Raw genomic sequence first — 21,028 nt, 5'->3', positions numbered from 1 at the left:
CGCTCTATTTATAAATTTATTGCCACTCTTCAGCAATTGCAAAGTTTCTCATTCCGTATTTCGTTGGATATTCCTCTTTTTTAATAACATCTACTTCGCCAGGAACTTGGAAGTAAAAACCAGGTGCACGGTATTCTGTTCGCTTCTTGAATCCAGAATGAACTAAGATCAGCCCTGTAGACTTAGCTTCTAAAGCTGTTTGTTTTATTGGTAATCCTCTATCTTCTAGACTCTTTCTTTGTGATTTGTTAAGTAGAAACTTATATTCCAATGTTTCTCCTGGAATTTGATTACTATTAGTTTGTTTATTTGTTGACTGTGTATTTTCGACTTTATTTTCTTTTTCAATAGAAGACTCTGTTGTTTTTGCATTCATTAAAGAAAATATAGACAAACCAATGATTGTTGCTATCCCTAAAATTGACCAACGGTATGATTTTTTGTTAAATTTTTTGATCATCCCAATTCTCCTCTTTAATGCATATTTATTTCCACTGAAATTCGCTATAGTTGGCGTTTTTTTGTAATTCGAGTAGTATTCTAATAGCGTAATAATGGTATGACCGTATGCTAATTTTTCTTTGTGACCAATAAACGTAAGTGCTAACGCATCACATGCAATTTCTTGATCTTCACGCATCACATAATACGCATACCAAAGGATAGGATTAAACCAATGTAAGATGAGTAAGCTATACATGAGCCAATTTACTCCTACATCTTTTCGTTTAAAGTGAGCTAACTCATGATAAAAAATAAATCGTAACTGATTGTCATCTAACTGTTCAATATGTCTCTCACAAAGTAAAATCCTAGGCCTTATATATCCAAAAAGTGTTGGGCTTGAAACTTTACTAGTTAATAACAATGAAATATTACGTTTAATTGACATTGTTTCTTTGCAACTTTCAAAAATACGTAAAACTCTATCATCTTTTATAACAGATTGTTTCTGTAAATAAACATACAAACGTTTGTTTACAATCAAGATAAAAAAACTTAAGCAAAGTATACCTAATAACCACACATACAAAAGAACTTCATGTATAGATAAACTCCAAGTAGCTTTATCTGTATCCTGAAATGTCCCTACCTTTTTTACTTCATTCTCTCCTTTTAAATAAAAAGAAGATGTTTTTTGTTCATTAATTTCATTTAAAGTTTGTACTTTTAAATTTTCCTGCATAGGATAACGGAGATATTCATAGCCTTGCGAGAACATAGAATACATACTGAATGAGCTATTAGGTGACCAAGGTAATAAAAGTCTTACAAGAAGAATTAACCATAATGCATATTGCCATCTTGGTGTTAATTGCTTTTTTAATAACATTTTTATACATAAAATCAAACCAACTAATATGCTTGCCATAATAGAAGTTTCTATTACCCAATCAAAAATAATAGGAAGATAAGTATTTCTTAATAGATCAAGCATAATTATCTCTTCCCTCTTCGATGAGGTTCAGCTTTGTCATCTAAAATTTTCTTAAGCTCATCAATTTCTTCTAAAGAAAGTTTTTCTTCTCTTATAAAATTTACAAGTAATGGCTTTAATGCAGCACCATAAAAACGTTTCAAAAAAGATTTTGTTTCTAATTGCAAATAATTATCTTGAGAAATTAGTGGAGTATATGTGAACATTTTTCCTTTTTCTTGATTAGAAGAAATTGCTTTCTTTTGTACTAATCTGTTGAGCAATGTTCGTATGGTTTTGGGGCTCCAATCACTTTTTCCCTCAAGGGATTGAATGACTTCATTTGCAGTAAGTGAGGATTTCGTGGCCCAAAGAACTTTCATTACTTCTAATTCAGCTTCAGATATCTTGGGTAGATTATTCATATTAGATCTCCTTTTCGATAGATTACAAGTGTAATACTTTTATCATACTACACTTGTAATCTATCGAGGTCAAGAGTATAGTAAAAAATGATTATTGACTAATTACACCTACTAAGAAGGATATTACACTGTTTTTATTCTACAATGGTTTAGCTTTTTATTCAGAATAGGAGATGAGATGCATGGAGAAAAAGAGGATAGGAGTTGCTATTTTAGGGACTATCTTAATATTTTTAATTTCTTTTATAGGATGGACAGTTGTATGGTTGGGCGTAGCATGGGGTATTAGCTTTATTTTTAATGTTAATTACATGACGGTATTTACAGTTAGTTCGATTGTTTATATATTACTTATCATTACGAAAGTACTTCTTGCTTATGTAGGCTCGCAGGTTTTAGATAAGTTAACGGCGGGATATTATCAGCGTTTTAGAAAGAAACGTTAAGGAAAGGAATAATTTTAAATTAAATTATATATAAGTTGACTGTTTCAAACACATTGTTTTGCGTTAAATATTTTTAACAGTGCTACAGCCATTCTCTTAACGTAGAAGTTTTCCGATTTACGATCTGTACCCCATTACTATCAAGATAAGGTTATGTAAAGTTAATTTTACAAGAAACCTAATAGGCGTACCACCCACATTTTAACGAGAATATACTCTAAGAAATTTTCGAAATAAAATGTAGGTGGGACCACTTTTTGTTTTTAACAGGTCCAGTATACTCATCACTTTCTACCCAGCTGTTAAAGTACGTTTTTTATAATATAAAAGGATACAAAATCCATACAAAATCTATGGCCTGTAAAGATATTAGCGTATTTTTGTAACATAAATTATATTAATTTATTAACATTTCTGTTATAATTGACGAAAAGTACTACTATAGTAATACTTGTTTGTCCATAATAAAAAGAGAGATGTTGGTCCATCTCCCTTGGTAACTGATAATGTAAATTAATCGGTTGCTAAATATTATTTACGTTTAGAAGACTTACCACGCTTGCGAGGCTGAAGGTGAGTCTTCTTTTTATTTTTAGAAGTAAGCTTTTTAAATCCATAGGTAACTACTTCTTTTATGATAGTTCTTAAGATTTCTAGCACAATCAATGTAGCGATCTCCATGTATGCACCTCCTCTCCCTCTAAAAATACTTGAGAAAGGATAGCAATCCGACCGCCTAACTATATCAGTTGAACTAATCATAACATGAAAAATGGTAAATTTAATAATCCTTATTAATAAAATTTATTTCAGTAATTCTTACAAAATTATTAACTTTCCATATTTGGCTTACCACCAACATTTTAACGAAAATATATGCTAAGCAATTTTCAACGTAAAAAACGTTGGTTTTACTACTCTAAGCGACTATTTCAATCTCGAAAACGAGGGTAATTGAGACAAATGTAATTCAGCATAAAATATGCTAAAATAGCTCGAAATACGTCTCAAAACCCATCTCTAAATCAAAGTCTCAATTGAAACAAGCAATATTGAGTTTTGAGAATCCCTTAACGTATAAAAAGGTTAAAATTTGCGCCCTACCCCTAATATAATAAAAAAACAAAAAGAACTTGTAGGAATCCCTACAAGTTCTTTTTTAGATAATGTAAAAAAGTTAAAACAAACTATCTCATAATTTGAATCGGAGCAAACACTCTAACTACGGGTTGCTTTCATTATATACCAAATCTTAACAAGTAAGGTTTTAAAATTCGAAAATTATGTGAATTAAGAAAAACTAAGTATTAGGTTCTTTTATTCCTAAAAATACTAATTGTTCATTTGTACAAAATGTTTTTAATTAGCATCTATATCGTAATAAGTTAATGAAAATGTAATTATAGGTTAAAAAAGAAGAATGGTGCATTCTTATAGAAGAACATATATTTAGACTACAATTCATCAAATATTATCTTAACTAAAACTTATCATAATGTGAATTTGCTTTTATTATTCCTTCATTCTCCAATATTATTTCTTTAAAAACTTGCTGTTTATCTTGAATTCGTTCTGAAACTTTCATAATTATAGGTATAATTTTTTCTATTACTTCTTCTCTTTTCTCTTCCCCTAAAGATACAAGCCATTGATTGAATTTATCTTGTTTCTTTTGAAATATCTCTTCTGATAATTTTAAGTCACCAAGTTCATAAATAGAATTTACAAACTCTTCATAGACTTTATCATCCATTTTTAATCTCTCCCTTACAACTAAAAACTTAATACTAATCTAATTAAATATATAAATTTTTAAATTAGATGAATTCTCTTCTTTATCTAATCATCGATCTCATTATATTCATCTGATTATTAAGTAATAAAGATGCAATTTCCAACCTTTGATATTTATCTACATTGCCATCCTGTTTTTCTTTATTATAAAAATCAATATAGCTAATTCTATTTTCTAAATCATTTATGCGGGAATTGATATTTTTAATTCGATCACTAATAATACTATTATCACCAAAGATTTCCTCAAATGATTTCCCCATCACTTTTCCTAACCCTTCCGTGCTAAAAAAGAATTGCTTTATAGCCCCTGGATGCTCTTCCAAGGCTTTTGTTAGTTTTGCATCATTTACTTTCATTGCGCCTTCATCTGTAAGTTGAATACCAAATGTAGATAAGTAATTACCACCTTGTGAAAATCTAACTACATTATTCATCTCATGATAGATATCCGCCATTATCGCATGTCCTTGTAAACTTCCCATCGGACTAGCATACTCCTCATAGGACGAAGCAATATTATTATAATCTGCAACCATTTTTTTTATTAATTTAGTTGCATCTGACACACCAGAATTACTTACTGTAAATTTTAATTCTTTACTTTTTCCATTGGTGTTTTCTGTAGTTCCTTTTAGTAATTCAATCTCTACACCAGGAAGTGGTTTTAATGTGTTACTATCACTTGTTCCTTCGATACCATTAAGAATATATTTCGCATCTTTCGCTGTATTAATGGTATTAAGTACAAAGTTTTGTGTATTATTATCAGGTTCATCTATTTGACTTGTTTCCACCGGGGTATAAAACAACTTTTTAAATAAATCTGATGCACTATCTTTTAATTCAATTTTATTTGATTCACCAACTTTTTTAGCATGCATAAAAATCTTATCGCCTTGTGTGTAAGCAGTTACTCCATAATCCCCATTATTAATTAGGTGAATTAAATCCTTGTATGTCATATCACTAGTTATCTTTAATTCTTTATCGGCAATTTGCAATACATCATTTACATTCAACTTCTTATCGACATTAATAGCATTTGAAACAATTTGATGATGCTCTGCAAGTTGTGTAACTGTCATATGAAATGTTCCTTCAATAGCATCACGATTTGCTTTTACTTTAATGTGTCCCTCTTGTGATGTTGTTACTTTTTTCTCTTCCCCTTTAAAAGTAGCCATTTCATTAAGAGTTTGTGAAAAAGAATTAAATTCTGATTTTAAATTCATGTATACTTGTTTATCTTTTAAAAGTTCATCTTTTTCATTTGTATAAGCTTTATTTTTGATTTCAAACTCGCTTTTTTCTGTACTCCGCATTTTAGAGGTTCCCATTAAATCACTTGATACATTCCAAACACGTGGTCTACCCATAAAACTTGTAAATTTTGTTCCTAACATTTTCAATTCATTCCTTTTCAATGTATTTTTAGGGAAACTTGTAATCAGCTATATCTCAACCTCCCCTAAAAATACACCTGCAATATTATATGCGGAATAATATTTTGTTTTTTATTAAAATGGACATTAAAATTCATTTTAACAACTTCCTCTCTGCTTCTTTTTATACGTTATTATTAAGCTAAAGCATTTATAACACTTCGCTCATCTTATAATTCTAACTTATTTATCAAAGTATAAAAACTTCATAACATGACATTAACATTACAGATTTGTAAGGAAATCAAATTGTTTAACCGTCATGTATCAACTAAAGTTAGTAAATTTCGTCAGTAATGCTTTCAAAATTCCTATTAATACATCCTAGTAACAAGATATAGTCTTTGAATCATCCTTAAAGTGGGGTTTTTATTTAAAACAAGTTTCTTCTATAAAAAACTAGCAATCCAAAAGAACTTGCAGTAATTACTACAAGTTCTTTTTTAAAATATAGAAATGAAGGAATATTTATATAAAAGGTCAATGTTATAAAATCAAGGTTTATCGCGTTTATAAACATGTCACGAAACATTTATAAACGTTTATTAAGTCTAGATAACCTTTTTGAACTACCCCCACTTTCACTTCGTTTAGAAGTGAGGGATTCCTAAGTAAAGAGTTCTATCGAACTCTAATTGATTAGGCTAACCCCGCAGTCCTTGCGGTTAGAAGCCTTATCGCTTCATTCTTTAGATTGATACTTGCGTTAATATCTCTATCATGGTGTGTACGACAAGAAGGACAGTCCCATTCACGTAGGTTTAGATTTTTAACGTCTTTATTTTGATATCCACAACAAGAACATAATTGGCTGGAAGCAAATGTTTTCGATACGACAATGACTTGTTTGCCATACCATTTTGCTTTGTATTCTAACATTGATCGAAATTGCAACCAAGATACCTCACTAATTGCTTTTGCTAACTTATGATTCTTTAACATATTCGATACTTGCAAATCCTCTATACCGATAACATCGTGGTTTTTGATGATTTCAGTTGAAATTTTGCCCAAGTAATCTTTTCTAGTATTTGATATGTATTCATGAATTCTAGCTACCTTTACTCGTTGTTTATTCCAGCGAGAAGATCCTTTCATTCTTCTAGAAAGAACACGCTGTGCTTTCGCCAACTTATCTTCTAATGATCGGAAAAACTTCGGATTTTCATAGTGTGTTCCATCTGACAAAATAGCGAAATCTTTTAGTCCTACATCTATTCCAATGTAAGAACTTGTTTTCGGAAGTTCTTGTACTTCAGTTTCAACTAACAATGACACAAAGTATCTGTCAGAAGGGTTACGTCTAACCGTAGCATTTACAATACGCCCCTCTACTTCGCGACTTTTGGCAAATCGAACAAGGCCTAGTTTCGGCAACTTTATTTTGTTCCCTACAACGGCAATGTTTTCATTTGTTTGTTTTGTGGTATAAGATTGTACGTTGTTCTTCTTAGATTTAAAGCGCGGTGCGCTGTTTTGTTTTTTGAAAAAGCGCGTATAAGCATCCGCAAGGTTGCGAACAGACGACTGAATTGCAATACTATCCACTTCTTTTAGCCAAACAAGCTCTTTCTTCATGGCAGGTAGTTTGGCAGAACATATACCATAGGTCAAGCCTTTTCCTGTCCCTTTGTATGCGTGATCCCATAAGGATAGGAAATGATTGAATACAAAGCGAGAACAACCTATCGTTTTGTTGATTAGAATCGCTTGTGCTTGATTTGGATAGATACGAAACTTATAGGCTTTATTAATCATTATTTGATTCACCTCCATTTCGGTATATGACTATTATACACCAAACGTACATTCGATAGATAGTGGAGTAATACTTTCTATATGTCGAACAATTAAGATGGCTTCCTGCCATCCCTTGTTCGAAGCCAATTCATCTCCCACCTACTCACTGGACTGTGACCCTTCACGCTCCTTAAGGAAGGAGTCTTCTTGGCTAAAATGATAAATCTCTTAGCGTACAATTCCCTTAAAATTTGGTCCTATTGAGTGGTTATGGAGAAAAGGAGTTTACAAGAAATAGGGGGCCCGCCCCATCACCATCAAGCTAACAGAACAGATTGCTCCCTAAACGAAAATTTTGTGGCTTTTTTAGAAGTAAATACTTCTAAAACCTTGAAGTATTTGAAAATCAATTTTATCTGCTTTTGTCCTTTGAATTATAAAATCTAATCCATTTTTGGTATTGTCCGCATATTTAGGCATTGCTTCAAGAGTATCTGTCAATGGTTTGTTGAAATCGTCCCAGTGTATTGGAATAACAAGCTTCGGTCGTACTTTTCGTACAGTTTGCTCGTAATACGTATTTTGGAAAGTACTTTCCTGTTTTCCTAATACCCCTATTCCTAAAAACAAGACATCAGCTCGAATATCATCTAATGCCCCTTCTATATAGTTAGCACTTGGTTTAACAAGGAAAGTTTTATTATTATACGTAATCAAGTAATCATATGAAGAGTCTTCATGATAATCTAGGGCTTTAGCTGGTTGTTTAAGTGGCTTTTTTATTTTTTCTCCTTCATCAAAGGTTGGTGAATGTTTCGATGGCAGGACAGTAACAGTAAAATCACCAAACTCCATAGCCTTATTCACTTCATATACAGACATCTGGTTCTTATTTATATCACCACCAGTACCTATATTAATTGCTGATTCTGAACCATATACATGTGTTCCAGTTCGTTTAGCTATATAAGCTAAATCAAACGCATGATCATAATGTGTATGTGCAATAAATAATCCCTTAAGTTTATTATTATCAACCCCTATTTGATTAAAAACTTTATCCACAGTATCTTCATCTGTTTTTATATTGCTGAACAATATTTTTGGTAGGGATGGCCTAGAAATAAAACCATCAACCATTAATTGTGTATTTCCATCATCAAATAGTAATGATGATGTTCCTAAAAATGTGACCTTTACCTCACCTTGATTCAATACTTTTTGTGTTGTTTTTGGAGCATAATACTCCTTGTATTGTTGAATATCTGCTGCAGGTGTTAGAAACTTATAATAAACGAAAATAGAAGCGATTATTACTAATACTAATAATCCTATAAAAAACACTCTTAATTTTTTTCTTAATGTGTAGTTCAAAAAACATTCTCCTTTCTAGACAAAAGATATTATTGTTTGACTGTGCTAAATCCTCCTACTTGGGGTTATCAAAAAGTATCTATAAAATTAAAAAAAGCCATCCTTTCCTATGATTCTACAGAAAGAATAGCGTATTTTTTCATTTTGAGATATTTCTTTTTTGCAAATTTGATAGTAATGAGTTAGAACACTTTACTATATTAAATCACGTTTTAAGAACACCACATAGGAAATCCCTAAAAATATGAGTAAATAAATAAAGAGCATACTAGAAGCAAATGGTAGTGTTATCCCTGGAATAAAACTACCTCCTTTTAAAATTCCATATAACCCTGTATTCGCTGGTAATAAATATTTTGCCCATTCATATCTTGCAAATGGATATAATACGAGACTATCAGATAACGCCATGAATAAAGAAATACCGATTGCGCCACCGCTGGATTTCGTTAGAACGGAGATCATAAAGGCGAATGCTGCATATACTAAAGTTGGTAGCCATGATAACAAGTAATATTTACTCACTTCTAAGAGAATATTTTGTTTAACAATATGACCATTTTGTACAAAAAACTCCGTCCATGCAGGTTGTTGGAATTTGTAAATAATTAAACCATAAAAAAATGAGAATAGCATACTAAATATAAATAACAATGCTGAAAATATAACAATCGCAATATATTTGGCAGTTAAAATCTTGAATCGGGTTGCTGGACGAGTCATTAAGAATTTATACGTCCCCCAATTGTATTCATTTGCAAAAATAGTACTTGCATATACAAGAATAAAAGGTAATAAGACAGGAAATACAACCTGTCCAGTATTTTTCATAAAGGAAAGAGGAGAATCGCCAGCTGGTGGAGTATTTGTGTCTAAGTACTTCATTTTTAACTGGTATTCTTTAACAAGCTCATCTCCTGATTTTTGATTTATAAGATCTTGCTTTGTGCTTCCAAGTCTTTTTTCAATCTCCGCTGTTCTTTCTGTATACTCTTTCTTCCAATCTCCTGATGTATTTGGAAAATATTGTACTGCAATGAATCCAAAACCCATTATCAAAATTGCAATAGCTATAAAGAGTAATGATGTTTGCTTTCTCTTAAAAATTTTATATATCTCGTTATAAACTAAGTTAAACAATATCTTTCCCCTCCGTAAGTTCTAAAAACTTTTCTTCTAACGTTTTTCTTTCTTCCTCAATACGATAAATACGAATGTTATTTTCTGTTAATATTTTAACGATATTAGGAATCTCTTCATCTTTAACTGTAAGAATAATATCATTATCTTGAATTTCAACATTATACTTTAAAAGAATTGCTGCTTGTTGTACATTATCAACACGTATATGAATAGTTGCTGAATCCTTTTGGACATCATGTTGAATCACTTGTGTTGCAATATACCGTCCATGTTGGATGATAATTACTCGATCACACATCAATTCAACTTCTGATAATAGATGGCTAGACACAAGGACAGCTTTCCCTTGCTCATGAGCAATCTTTTTTATGTACATTCGCATTTCATGAATGCCATTGGGATCTAATCCATTTGTTGGTTCATCTAAAATAAGTACATCTGGATTGTGTATAAGTGCTTGTGCAATTCCTAAACGTTGCCTCATTCCAAGCGAATATGCTTTTACTTTACGGTCAATAACTTGTTGCATACCTAATAGTTGAACAACTTCTTCTATTCGTTCTTTGGTAACGTTCCCATTCATTCGTCCAAAATAAGTTAAATTTTCGTAACCACTTAAAAAAGGATAGAACTCTGGATTTTCAATCACTGCACCAATTTTTGCAGTTGCATTTTCAAATTGCTCTTTTATCGATTGCCCTTTTATCCATACTTCACCTTTAGTCATACTAATCATACCAACCATCATCCGCATTAATGTTGTTTTTCCAGCACCATTTGGACCTAACAAACCAACAACTTCACCTTTATTTACTTCAAAGCTTACATTTTCTACTAATGTCTTTGAGCCAATCTGTTTTGTTAATTGGTCTACTGTTATTATAGATTGTTCATTTCTCATTTGGATACAACCTTTCTCTCTAACGCTTTTCAAACAATATTTACTATATCAAAGTTATTTTCCACCGTAAAATGTCTATATCCTTATAGAAAGGTGAATTCTGTGTAGTGATGGAACAAATTTATACAATAAGCAATAGTGAACGGTATTTTTTACAAAGTCTTAGATTCCAATGATACCCATTGTAAAAGAACAAAACAAGGTGTAATATGTACCAGTATTTACATAACAAACATTGATTGAACTTTTAATCGACATTTAAAAGGAGAATACAATGAACAAAATAAACAGATTATTAAAACGAAAAACGACTTGGGTCATTTTTATCCTAATCGTATTTATCTATGTGAATAATAGTTCTTTTTTTGCTAAGCGTAACGTTGATTCCCCTCTTCTTCTTGCTCATCGAGGGCTATCTCAAACATTTGCTATGGAGGACATAGAGGGGGATACTTGTACAGCTGAGCGTATACATGAACCTGAACACTCTTATTTAGAAAATACAATTCCATCTATGGAGGCGGCATTTAAAGCGGGCGCAGATTTAGTAGAGTTTGATGTTCAACCAACTAAAGATAATAATTTTGTCATTTTTCATGATTGGACTCTTGATTGTCGTACTAATGGTAAAGGTATTACAAGGGATTTTACAACAAAAGAATTACAGGCACTTGATATTGGTTATGGTTATACAGCTGATGGGGGAAAAACATTCCCGTTTCGTGGTAAAGGAATAAATCTTATGCCAACATTGGATGAAGTACTTAACCATTTCCCAGATCGTTCTTTCCTTATTCATATTAAAAGTGATGATGAAAAAGAAGGAATTCAAATGGCAGATTACCTCAAAAAACTCCCAGCTAAACGTCTTGAACAGCTAACTGTATATGGCGGCGATAAACCGATTGCTGCGATAAAAGAGCGTATCCCTAGTTTACGCACCATGTCAAAAGCAACCCTGAAAAAAGATCTTCTTACTTATATCGCGTTAGGGTGGACTGGATACATGCCTTCAAGCCTGAAACATGGAGAGTTACATATACCTGAAAAAGTGGCACCTTGGCTTTGGGGATGGCCAAACCGATTTCTTAATCGAATGGATAAAGCAGATACCCGAGTTATCGTTGTAGGAGGAAATGGACTTGGATTTTCAAGTGGATTTGATTCGCAAGATGACATAAAACGCCTTCCCAATGATTACACAGGTGGAATTTGGACAAATCGCATTGATAAAATCGCATCTTTATTTAATAAGTAAGAAATCTTATAACAATCGAAGTTTTATATGCCAATAATAAACAAATCTGGTTTCCTAAGCTAGTGGAAATCAGGTTTGTTTTTTGTATAAATAGAATTTGCTTGATGTATATTCAGACGGTGATACAACTACAATCAAAGTATTAGCCGCTAGATAAAAACCATTTTGATATAAAAATTACATATAATTTTCATTTAGGGTGAACTTAAAAACCTTAACTTGATAGCAATGTGGTGCTACCCCTCATTGTTTATAACATAAAAATATTATGTTAATAAAACCTCTGATAAGACAAGCCCAGTATACGAAGTTAGTTTGTGGTAGGCTTTTAATAGATTAATATTCCAGGAGGTTTTTGTGATGGTAGATACTAAAAGAGAAGATATTGTTTTACGAGAAACCATTAACGATAATTGTTATGAATTGCTCGTTGCAAATAATGGACCAGGATTCAATCATTTTGTACTACATGTGGATCATGACAATAATTTATTCCACATCTTTGATCCTATTACCCTCGCATACTTAGATTATGCCCGTGGTACAGCTGCCGATCAACATTTTTATGGTAATAACCTAAGAGAAAAGATTTGTTCTTCTTTAGAATTAGATCCTTCAAAATATGATAAAGTATTGATCTATACACCAGATTCAAACGCTGAAGGCTTCCATATTCAACCTCATGGATTCGGAGTTCATGTTCCAAAGAAATTTGATACATATGAACCATTTGTTATGATGGCAAAGACTACAAAGTAAATTAGAATCTAAAAAACTTATTATTAGTACATTACTAATTATTACAACGTTAGCATGTCACATGAAGGAAAAGAGAGTAATTGCCGAATAGTTACTCTTCTTTCCTATTTCCCTATGGATCTATTAAAGCCATTTAATGATGGGTTATACACGAAGGGAAAGATAATCGCCTTAAAATCGCAATCTCAGCGACTTTCTATGTCCAAAATACAGTACGTAAAATTATACATTCTTATAATATGGTTTATTCAAACTCCTTTTAACTAAAAAATAGATTGAAAATTAAAATTTCAATGTGTGTAATATGAAAAAATGCTAAAATTAAAGCATCTTGTTATGTAATAAATTGTAAATTGATCAGGGTTCGTGAAATTTTAATATCTTTTTTTACGAGGAGGAACTTTTTTGACTTTTATACGTGACATCATTCAACCTATTTTATTTATAGTTACTTTTGTTTTACTCTTTTTTATTCTTGTATTAGCAGATAAACTAACAGGATTAGGACTTTCTAATAATAATAATGCCATTGATAACCTCTTTTCATTTTCAGTTTTATTAGCAGTAATTTTCATCTTTCCGATAATAAGAAATGATTTCAAAAATCGCTTTATTCTTCATAAAAACAAATATTTAACTATAGGTTTCCCAATCCTAATTGGCATACTCATACAATTTATCGTCACTTCCATTTGTTTTATCCCTACTGTACTAGGTCAAGATATGATTGGCATAGGATCAGATCAAATAACATATACATCAGACCTAACCAAAACAGGATTTCTTATCTTGGTTTCTGTAATTGGTCCATTTCAAGAAGAATTTGTCTTTAGATATTTGTTTTACGCTGGAATATTTTTAGCGCTTGCTAATTTTAAAGTGAAATTTTCATTGGTTGAAAAAATTTACAATCCATTGTTTATCCATAAAAACCCCTTATATATATGGGGATGGATATTAGTCACTAATTTAGGATTTGCATTATTACATGGACCTGACGTATCAAATTTCCATGTATATTTCATTCCAGGTATAATTGATGCTTTGTTATTTTTAAGATTGGGATTCTTATCCGCTTGGTTAGCCCATGGAGCTTTTAATTTATGCTCAATGACTGTTTTCAGCATCGTATCCATTATATTCTTAAAATAAGCATATAAATTAAACCCTACAGTTAATGGAATTGTGCATATATAATAGTTAAAAACATTTATTAGATTGTAAAACGATAAAAGGTGAATCCCTTCTCTCACAAGGATTGGCTTGTTTAACTAAAGCACCTTTCAATGTAATTGCTCTTTTCTCGAATAATATTCGTAATTTCCGATACAAATTAGATCCAATTTAATTATCAAATATAGTTAACTTTCTCTATTTTGAGGATTTTTTCAGGAGAAATACAGATGTCTTCTTTCAGGAAAACCATATGGTTTTCCTCTGGTCCCCAGTAACCCGTTTGCTTGAATAGAATGTACTCAATTGCCTTTAGAACATAGTTGGATGGTTCAAAAGAGTTAATATCCCCATAGTTTACGAGTAGTGATAGTTTTAAAGGTTTAGCCTTTTCTTTCCATTTATAAACTATCTCTGGCATTTTAATTAGGTTACCTATATCCCATATAAACTCAGGACATTCTCGAATATGACTTACATTAGTATTATTTTCAGCATCTTCATTTATCAAAAAACCATTTATGCATTTATCATTTTTAAAGCGGTGGAACAGTAGTTCTTCCTTATATTCTTTTCCCTTAAATTCAAGTAAAGGAGGAGAATCATCCTGATAGCATACTTTTATTCCGCATTCTTCTAAAAAACCAGAAAAAATGTCATCTTTAATAACTGATTCTAAATTTAATATCCCTTTTTCTCGAAAACTGTTATCATCTAGAGCAGAGGTTAAATGAAACATAACTAATTTATCAGGAATAATCTCATTTTCATTTAAATCAAAATGGTTTAGTATATCTTCAATAGTAAGATCATTGTATTTCCATAGGCTATCATTATTAGTTATTCGATATTTATTGCTATCTATAAATGAATTTAAAATCTCTTCCTTAGTTTTAAGCAATGTAGAAAGTGACTTTATTGTTGTTTCAACACTTGAACAATTTAGTATTCTCATTTTATTTCTCCGCTAATATTTATCTTGTTTTTTTATTTGCTTCTTTAACTGCATTATATAGTGCACTTTGTCCGACATGCGCTTTTAGCTTTCTTTAAATTTAGGTCTTGATAACGTACGAAATTCGCGTTTTGTTGGTGCTACTTTATAACAAAATATCTCCTTCTTTAATAAAGCTCATCACAGCTTCTGCATACACCTTTACAACTAATTATAAGAATCCTTATCTTTTTTTTCTTCCAAAGAAATGTGTTTATTATACCATTTATTTAATTTTCCTTTGTAATACTTTTCGACTTCGTAATCCGGAATCCAAATTTCACAATCATAGATTTTACTCATAACACTTTCTAAAACATCCTCATGTTCTCTCGGTTTCAATCTACGGTTATGCACCTTAACCTTCTCTATATAAGCCTCTCTCAGCCAATTTGATATGGTTTCACGTTGGTTTTGCTTTAGGTGAGACCATTTCTTATTTGTTTGCAACAATTGCCCTTTAGGACCTTTTGTATGGTTTTTCACTGTCTTCCCCTCGTCGCTATGGTAGATTTATACTCATCACTTATTTTAGCCTAATATGAAGAGGAATCCAAATTGATTGCAAATTAATACAGAATTTTCTGATAATTGTTTAGAAATATTCTTTTAAACTACTATCAGCTGTAATAATATGGATTTAACTGCTATGATAAAAACATATAGATATAAATATACAAAGGGGGAAGCTATGTGATTGTAGCAAAAGGAAACGAAAAGATTACTAAATTAATGAACGATTGGTACAAAGCTATGCGCTCTCAAAAGTTATTGAAAGCAAAAAATCTAAGATCAGATGTTGAAAAACTTATCGACGAAATGGAACAAGATCAAACGCTTCTTATTTACTATTCGTTACTAGAGTTTAGGTATAATCTTTTGATAAATAATACATCAGGTTTAGTAAAACCTGGAGAACATATTGAAGAGTCTACCACAGACATGCTCAATTACTACTACTATCTGTTCAATGCTATACATGCAATGAAGATTGGACAATATAGTGACGCCAAACACTTCTATCACAAAGCTGAAACACTTCTATCTCTTATTCCGGATGAATTAGAACAAGCGGAATTTAATTATCAGTATGCCCTTTTCAACTATTATCAGTTCCAACCACTAAATACAATAACATACAGTAATAAAGCGAAAGAAATCTATTCTAATGAAGTTGGGTATGAAATAAATGTAGCTTCATGTAATAATATTTTGGGACTTGCAAGTACTTCCCTAAAGCAATACGAGTTAGCTGAAGAGTATTTTCTTTCCGCTTTAGATATTGCAACCAAACAAGATCAAACACAACTTACTCATATGATTCGTCATAATATAGGGCTGCTATATTCAGATCAAAATATGCCTCAACTAGCAATCAATTATCTCTCCAAGGCACTAGAAGGTAGCTGCAAAACAATGTATTTGTTAGCTAAAGAACATGAGAAACTAGGCAATGTAAATGAAGCTGCTAATTATATAGATAAAGGATTGCAAATTAGTAATGCACAAAATAATAAAGAATATTATCATCATTTAACAATTCTAAATGCAAGATTACAGCATACAACTATAGATGAATACGAAAAGATTATTGTTGAAGGAATCCATTATCTCCAAGAAGAAAATTTATGGCACTTTGTCGAAATATATGCTGATGAATTAGCAAACAAGTATTATGATGAAGGTAACCACACGAAAGTAAGCGAATACTTCCGTGTGGGGTACAAGGCTAAAATTGAAATGGAGAAAAGGAGTGCTTTAAAATGATGAAAAAAATTCTAATTAGTACGGCAGGACTTTTGTTCTCTGGTTTAATGCTCGTAGCACCAATCACTTTAAGTAACACTCATGGCGAGGCAATGATTGCAGTACAAAAGCAGGAAATTATACAATATACTACCCATGGTGAAGGAATGTAATAACTGCAGAAATCCTCCCTACAATTAATACACTATTATTTGCAGGGAGGATTTCTTTGTATATAACATTTCTTTTATTTGTACTATGAAATAATAAGACTAGTTACAAGTGATGCAGCCACTTGGGAATGCCACCATTAAAGACAGCTTACGCAGAATAGAGAAAGAGAAATAATAAAAGGTTCAGCATATAGATATATTGCTGAACCTTTTATTTTCGAATTTTTTTCAAGTTTAAATTTCTATCTATGCATATTTGCTTTTATCACATCTAAATTCCTTGATACTTCAAATGAAATTTCTATAAGCTCGACGTAGATATATGTTTCCTGGAAGCGTAATATGTAAAGGCCCCCATGAAGGATTCGCATCATGCAAAATATTTAACATACTTAACATCCTGTCAAATATAACTGGAAGATTACCATTACCATTACTAGATAATGCCTCAAAAACAGCTGCAGCAACAACATGAGTAGCAAACACGCTGGATTCAAATTTATTAGGCAATGGGTGTGCGACTGATAAATTTGAGCGCAGTTGCTGAACAATCATTTCATCCGCATTTTTCCAATTTTGAATCTCACTTAGTGCATGGTCGCCTAGTACTTGTAGTCTCGATTGCGCAATGACAGATGCAACAATTTCTGCAGATTTTCGAGCATCCTCCGCACTTACTTGAGTTCCATCGAGAATAATTTTTTTAAGGTCTTTATCTGTCTCGGATGCAATAACATCAGCCCAATTTTTTGCACCGTCAAAACTAAGTAACCTTACTGTGGATGCAGCTAAATAGCCCCGTAAAATATCAGCTGGATGTGGATCGTTAGTGCGTCCGTTATTACTTAATTCAGGTTCCCCTGTAGAAGCAGCACGGAGACCCCTAAAATATCCAATTAAGCCTATGCCAGCTGCAGGTCCCATATTAAGTATTCCTAAAACATCTGATGCTGTTTCATCAATTCTTGATGCCCAATATTCTGGTAATCCATCGTTCGAATTCTGATTATTCAACGCATTGAAAACACTCGTGGAAAGTTCTTTAAGCAATCCAGTATCAGCATGCAGAATATCGTGTCCACCTGTTTCATGGCCCAGTGCACCCCATGCTAAAACACCCCGTCTAGCATTAACGGGAGGAAGATTCACTATCCCTGTCTGCAAGCCAAAGGTTTCGGAAGTGCCATCAACTGGAATAGTATATGGGCCCAAATCTGGATTTCCCCATTTTACAAGTGGAGGAATAACGCTTTTATCTGGTCGTTTTACTCCTATACGATCTTCTTTACTTAGAAAACCATCGTATATATCACTAACTACCTCCTGAAAAGCGCGTGTTGCCTTTTTGTTATACCTTTCCCCTTGCTGCAATATCGCTTGAATAATATCGAACATCACTCCGGATAAATCATCACTTCGTAAAAGGATTTCATTAAATCCAGCTTGCCCGATATCATTTAGTTTTTGCATAAACGGTTCAAATACGGCTTTTTGATAAAGTGAAGGCAACTTATCCCGACAAGCTTCCAATTTTCCTCGTAACTCATTATAGTCCTTTATATCACTTGGGCCGGTATCACTGTCAAATGCAGCATTTTTAACATCATCGATACATTGAGAAAGATTGCTGATATCTGGCATACTTAAGGCCAAATCTGTGTTTGGTGGTTGTGAATTCTCTGAAAAACTAGATTCTTTCATCATTTTACCTCCATAAAATCTTTAGTTTTTAAATTTATACATATTGAGCACAGTTTGCGATTAGTTATCTAATCACATCTATTATGTTTTGAAGTTTGTTCTCTATTTATACCAAAAAAATCGAGTAAGATAACATTCATATAAATTAATATAACTATTATGATAGACTATTGTAGTATAAAGTGCATACTGAGAGCTTGGAGTCCATTCGAAAGACTTCTAAGCTCTCGGCCACACTACGAAGGCATGTCCTTTCCATTGTTAAGCTATAGGAGATGGGGGCCCACCGGCTTTGTATCGATATAGCCGCCGTATAGACAAATCACATCGATAACTGGTGGGACCGCACAAATCAGGCTGGAATGTACGAGTAATGAGCATGAGAGCCGCTATTGCGGCCAAGTTACCCTCTGTCGAATTACCTACCAAAATAAACTTGATATATAAGTACATTTCATACTTTCATTAATACTTACTAATCTTTCTTATAAGGGAATCGGATGTTATGATTTTAAAATAAACGTCTTATGTTATACCCCTATAAAGAATAAAATTGCTACAATAACCATTTATACTGTGTATAAAAAACACTAAAAATATTTGTGATTTAATCAGATACAACGGAAGAAAGTTGGTGAGTTGGTGAAAAATAAACAACGGTCTATATTCAATAGACCGTTGTTTATTTTCTTCAATTTATGTCTTCAGAATCACGTAGACTATTTTCCAAGCAACGAACATTAGTTCGCTTTAATGGTTAGTAAAAATCTTAACAGCTATTAGGTAAGAATTTTTTTAATATTTTACGGTTCTTTCTAAAACAATCATTCAAACACAATTGAACTACCTCCCCTTTTACATTCACGTAATTCTTGTATGCTTATTATAAGTTCCACTTTTCTATTGGAATAAAAATATATATTGCAATTATAAATTTTAAAATCCTTTGGCTTCTGGAAAATAAGCATATGTATCCTTAACTTTAATCGTAATATTTTCCCTTGTTCCATCTTTCCAAATATATCCCAGTATATCTAATTCTCCAATATAAGATGGCCAAAACCAAAATCCAACTTCCTCTCTTTCTATAATTCCCCATATATAAACCCAATTACCTAAATACTCAAATAATTCAAAACTACTTCTAAATTTAACTTTTAATACTGGAATATCTTTAGGTGGGGCATTATGAATGATATAATTTCTACGTGAATCAACAATAACAAGATAACGAGTTAAAATTAAATACCAAGTTTTTTGATCTATTACCCCATTTATTTTTTCCTCAGGAAGTTTCATAACTACTTTTTGAAAAAGTTTTACGGCTTTATCGGTTTTTTCTCCAAATTCTCCATGTTCTTCAATAGATTTTGTAAGTACTGGAATTTGATATTCTTTACCTATTACCTCAAGATACTTTTGACATTCTTCCACTTCAGAACCTGAATCTCCTAAATTTATAGGTTTTATAAAAGAATAAAATTCTCCATTTAATAAAATGTGAGTTGCTGATATAATATTAAAATTTGAACCGTAATAATGTTTTAATATTTCTCCGTGTTTTTTCCCTTGATTAGCTAATTTTCTAGATCCAATTTGTTCTAACTTATTTTTATCTGCACATTTTATCGAAGTACCATTGCAATATTGAGTTAAAAATGGAAAATTATGATCTCCAGGATATTCTACATATTGATTAAAAATGTCATCTATATTCCTGATAAGTGGTGCTTCAGCAGTATAATTTTCTAAAAAACCTTGATCCACACGCGTATCATTTGTTATATGAAAATCCTTATTCTCTCTTTTATAGTGCTCCGTAAAAATACGATTTAAAATGAAAGATACTATTACAATTACATTAGCTTTAATTGCTTCATCTTCAGTAAATCCTCTAATTTCAGCATGAACAACTCCTTTAATATAATCAACAAATGGAACTTTTACAGTACGAGAATTATTCAAATTAACCTTCACAAATTCTGGAATCGTGAGGCCTATGGGTAAACCAGAAAATCCCCCACCTCCACACCTCCCATGGAAATGTCCATGATGTGTTTGTGATGTAATTAAAACAGATTCTGAAATATTATAAGGATTAAGAAATTTTTTTTCATTAGAAGGAGTAGGTTCTTCCATTACCAATACTTTATATGAAACCCTTTCGCGATTATTATTTAAAGGAGTAAGCTTTATCTCTGGTATTGCTACAGAATTTTTAGATATTGTTAAATTCTCTATACGTACTGGATAATAGTTAGGATGTTTAATAATGATGATATATCTCCCTTGAGAAACCGTCGTATGATGGTTGTGCCCAACCCCATCACCATGCCCAATTTCATTTGAAAGAGCAGGTAACACAATCTTTTCAATATTACCAAACTTATCTGTTTTTAAAGTTTTAATTAAAATTCCATTTGTATCCCTAATCTCTACTTGAGCATCAAAAATTGGAGCAAGATTCCCCTCCTTATGAACACTTAATACAAGTTCACCAACAGGTTTTTTCGTCTCCATAATGCATAACCTCCAATAA

19 protein-coding genes are annotated in these 21,028 nt (G+C 31.9%); 6 read left to right on the top strand and 13 right to left on the bottom strand.

The window, feature by feature from the left end:
- Nucleotides 1–16: 16 nt before the first annotated feature.
- Complete coding sequence (locus DN407_RS28465; protein WP_149216937.1) at nucleotides 17–1,438, bottom strand: M56 family metallopeptidase; 1,422 nt, start codon at nucleotides 1,436–1,438, stop codon at nucleotides 17–19.
- A 2-nt stretch (nucleotides 1,439–1,440) separates the two neighbouring features.
- Nucleotides 1,441–1,842 carry a BlaI/MecI/CopY family transcriptional regulator gene (locus DN407_RS28460; protein WP_149216936.1) on the bottom strand — a complete coding sequence of 134 codons (402 nt, stop codon included), beginning with the start codon at nucleotides 1,840–1,842 and terminating at the stop codon, nucleotides 1,441–1,443.
- A gap of 182 nt (nucleotides 1,843–2,024) precedes the next feature.
- On the opposite strand from DN407_RS28460, the gene DN407_RS28455 reads away from it, so the two are divergent.
- Nucleotides 2,025–2,288, top strand: coding sequence for a hypothetical protein (locus tag DN407_RS28455; protein ID WP_149216935.1), 264 nt, complete (start codon nucleotides 2,025–2,027; stop codon nucleotides 2,286–2,288).
- A gap of 531 nt (nucleotides 2,289–2,819) precedes the next feature.
- Here DN407_RS28455 and DN407_RS31825 read toward each other — a convergent pair.
- The 7 genes from DN407_RS31825 to DN407_RS28420 form a co-directional block, all read right to left on the bottom strand.
- On the bottom strand, nucleotides 2,820–2,969 hold the full coding sequence (locus DN407_RS31825; protein WP_179955845.1) for a hypothetical protein: 150 nt from the start codon (nucleotides 2,967–2,969) through the stop codon (nucleotides 2,820–2,822).
- Nucleotides 2,970–3,768: 799 nt separating this feature from the next.
- Nucleotides 3,769–4,041, bottom strand: a complete 273-nt coding sequence (locus DN407_RS28450; RefSeq protein WP_149216934.1) for a flagellar biosynthesis protein FlgG — start codon at nucleotides 4,039–4,041, stop codon at nucleotides 3,769–3,771.
- Nucleotides 4,042–4,123: 82 nt separating this feature from the next.
- The gene (locus DN407_RS28445; protein ID WP_149216933.1) at nucleotides 4,124–5,488 is read right to left on the bottom strand and encodes a flagellar hook-associated protein 2; all 1,365 of its coding nucleotides are present in this window, start codon (nucleotides 5,486–5,488) and stop codon (nucleotides 4,124–4,126) included.
- Nucleotides 5,489–6,166: 678 nt separating this feature from the next.
- Nucleotides 6,167–7,285, bottom strand: coding sequence for an IS200/IS605 family element RNA-guided endonuclease TnpB (gene tnpB / locus DN407_RS28440; protein ID WP_149216932.1), 1,119 nt, complete (start codon nucleotides 7,283–7,285; stop codon nucleotides 6,167–6,169).
- Between the two features lie 348 nt (nucleotides 7,286–7,633).
- On the bottom strand, nucleotides 7,634–8,641 hold the full coding sequence (locus DN407_RS28430; protein WP_149216931.1) for an MBL fold metallo-hydrolase: 1,008 nt from the start codon (nucleotides 8,639–8,641) through the stop codon (nucleotides 7,634–7,636).
- Nucleotides 8,642–8,836: 195 nt separating this feature from the next.
- Nucleotides 8,837–9,781, bottom strand: a complete 945-nt coding sequence (locus DN407_RS28425) for an ABC transporter permease (RefSeq protein ID WP_113304807.1) — start codon at nucleotides 9,779–9,781, stop codon at nucleotides 8,837–8,839.
- Nucleotides 9,774–10,685: an ABC transporter ATP-binding protein gene (locus DN407_RS28420; RefSeq protein WP_149216930.1), complete on the bottom strand. Its 912-nt coding sequence runs from the start codon at nucleotides 10,683–10,685 to the stop codon at nucleotides 9,774–9,776. The genes DN407_RS28425 and DN407_RS28420 overlap by 8 nt, the downstream gene beginning before the upstream one ends.
- 274 nt (nucleotides 10,686–10,959) lie before the next feature.
- Here DN407_RS28420 and DN407_RS28415 point away from each other — a divergent pair, with 274 nt between their 5' ends.
- The 3 genes from DN407_RS28415 (at nucleotide 10,960) to DN407_RS28405 (ending at nucleotide 13,854) form a co-directional block, all read left to right on the top strand.
- Nucleotides 10,960–11,943, top strand: a complete 984-nt coding sequence (locus tag DN407_RS28415; protein ID WP_149216929.1) for a glycerophosphodiester phosphodiesterase family protein — start codon at nucleotides 10,960–10,962, stop codon at nucleotides 11,941–11,943.
- A 360-nt stretch (nucleotides 11,944–12,303) separates the two neighbouring features.
- The gene (locus DN407_RS28410) at nucleotides 12,304–12,702 is read left to right on the top strand and encodes a hypothetical protein (RefSeq protein ID WP_149216928.1); all 399 of its coding nucleotides are present in this window, start codon (nucleotides 12,304–12,306) and stop codon (nucleotides 12,700–12,702) included.
- Nucleotides 12,703–13,107: 405 nt separating this feature from the next.
- Complete coding sequence (locus DN407_RS28405) at nucleotides 13,108–13,854, top strand: CPBP family glutamic-type intramembrane protease (protein WP_149216927.1); 747 nt, start codon at nucleotides 13,108–13,110, stop codon at nucleotides 13,852–13,854.
- Nucleotides 13,855–14,053: 199 nt separating this feature from the next.
- Here DN407_RS28405 and DN407_RS28400 read toward each other — a convergent pair whose 3' ends face one another.
- Both DN407_RS28400 and DN407_RS28395 read right to left on the bottom strand, forming a co-directional pair.
- On the bottom strand, nucleotides 14,054–14,830 hold the full coding sequence (locus DN407_RS28400) for a hypothetical protein (protein WP_149216926.1): 777 nt from the start codon (nucleotides 14,828–14,830) through the stop codon (nucleotides 14,054–14,056).
- Between the two features lie 207 nt (nucleotides 14,831–15,037).
- The gene (locus tag DN407_RS28395; RefSeq protein WP_149216925.1) at nucleotides 15,038–15,355 is read right to left on the bottom strand and encodes a transposase; all 318 of its coding nucleotides are present in this window, start codon (nucleotides 15,353–15,355) and stop codon (nucleotides 15,038–15,040) included.
- Between the two features lie 207 nt (nucleotides 15,356–15,562).
- Between DN407_RS28395 and DN407_RS28390 the strand changes: the two genes are divergently transcribed.
- Both DN407_RS28390 and DN407_RS31820 read left to right on the top strand, forming a co-directional pair.
- On the top strand, nucleotides 15,563–16,636 hold the full coding sequence (locus DN407_RS28390; RefSeq protein ID WP_149216924.1) for a Rap family tetratricopeptide repeat protein: 1,074 nt from the start codon (nucleotides 15,563–15,565) through the stop codon (nucleotides 16,634–16,636).
- Complete coding sequence (locus DN407_RS31820; protein WP_003308622.1) at nucleotides 16,636–16,788, top strand: hypothetical protein; 153 nt, start codon at nucleotides 16,636–16,638, stop codon at nucleotides 16,786–16,788. Before DN407_RS28390 ends, DN407_RS31820 begins: the two co-directional genes overlap by 1 nt.
- Nucleotides 16,789–17,076: 288 nt before the next feature.
- On the opposite strand, the gene DN407_RS28385 is transcribed toward DN407_RS31820, so the two are convergent.
- Both DN407_RS28385 and DN407_RS28380 read right to left on the bottom strand, forming a co-directional pair.
- Nucleotides 17,077–18,489, bottom strand: a complete 1,413-nt coding sequence (locus DN407_RS28385; protein WP_149216923.1) for a hypothetical protein — start codon at nucleotides 18,487–18,489, stop codon at nucleotides 17,077–17,079.
- Between the two features lie 936 nt (nucleotides 18,490–19,425).
- Nucleotides 19,426–21,009 (bottom strand): SpoIID/LytB domain-containing protein, encoded by a 1,584-nt coding sequence (locus tag DN407_RS28380; RefSeq protein ID WP_149216922.1) that lies wholly within the window; start codon nucleotides 21,007–21,009, stop codon nucleotides 19,426–19,428.
- Nucleotides 21,010–21,028: the final 19 nt, after the last annotated feature.

It is taken from the genome of Bacillus sp. JAS24-2 (assembly GCF_008274905.1).
Classification (GTDB): domain Bacteria; phylum Bacillota; class Bacilli; order Bacillales; family Bacillaceae_G; genus Bacillus_A; species Bacillus_A cereus.
Note: the sequence above shows the minus strand (reverse complement) of the source record. Positions and strands in the feature narration are given on the sequence as shown.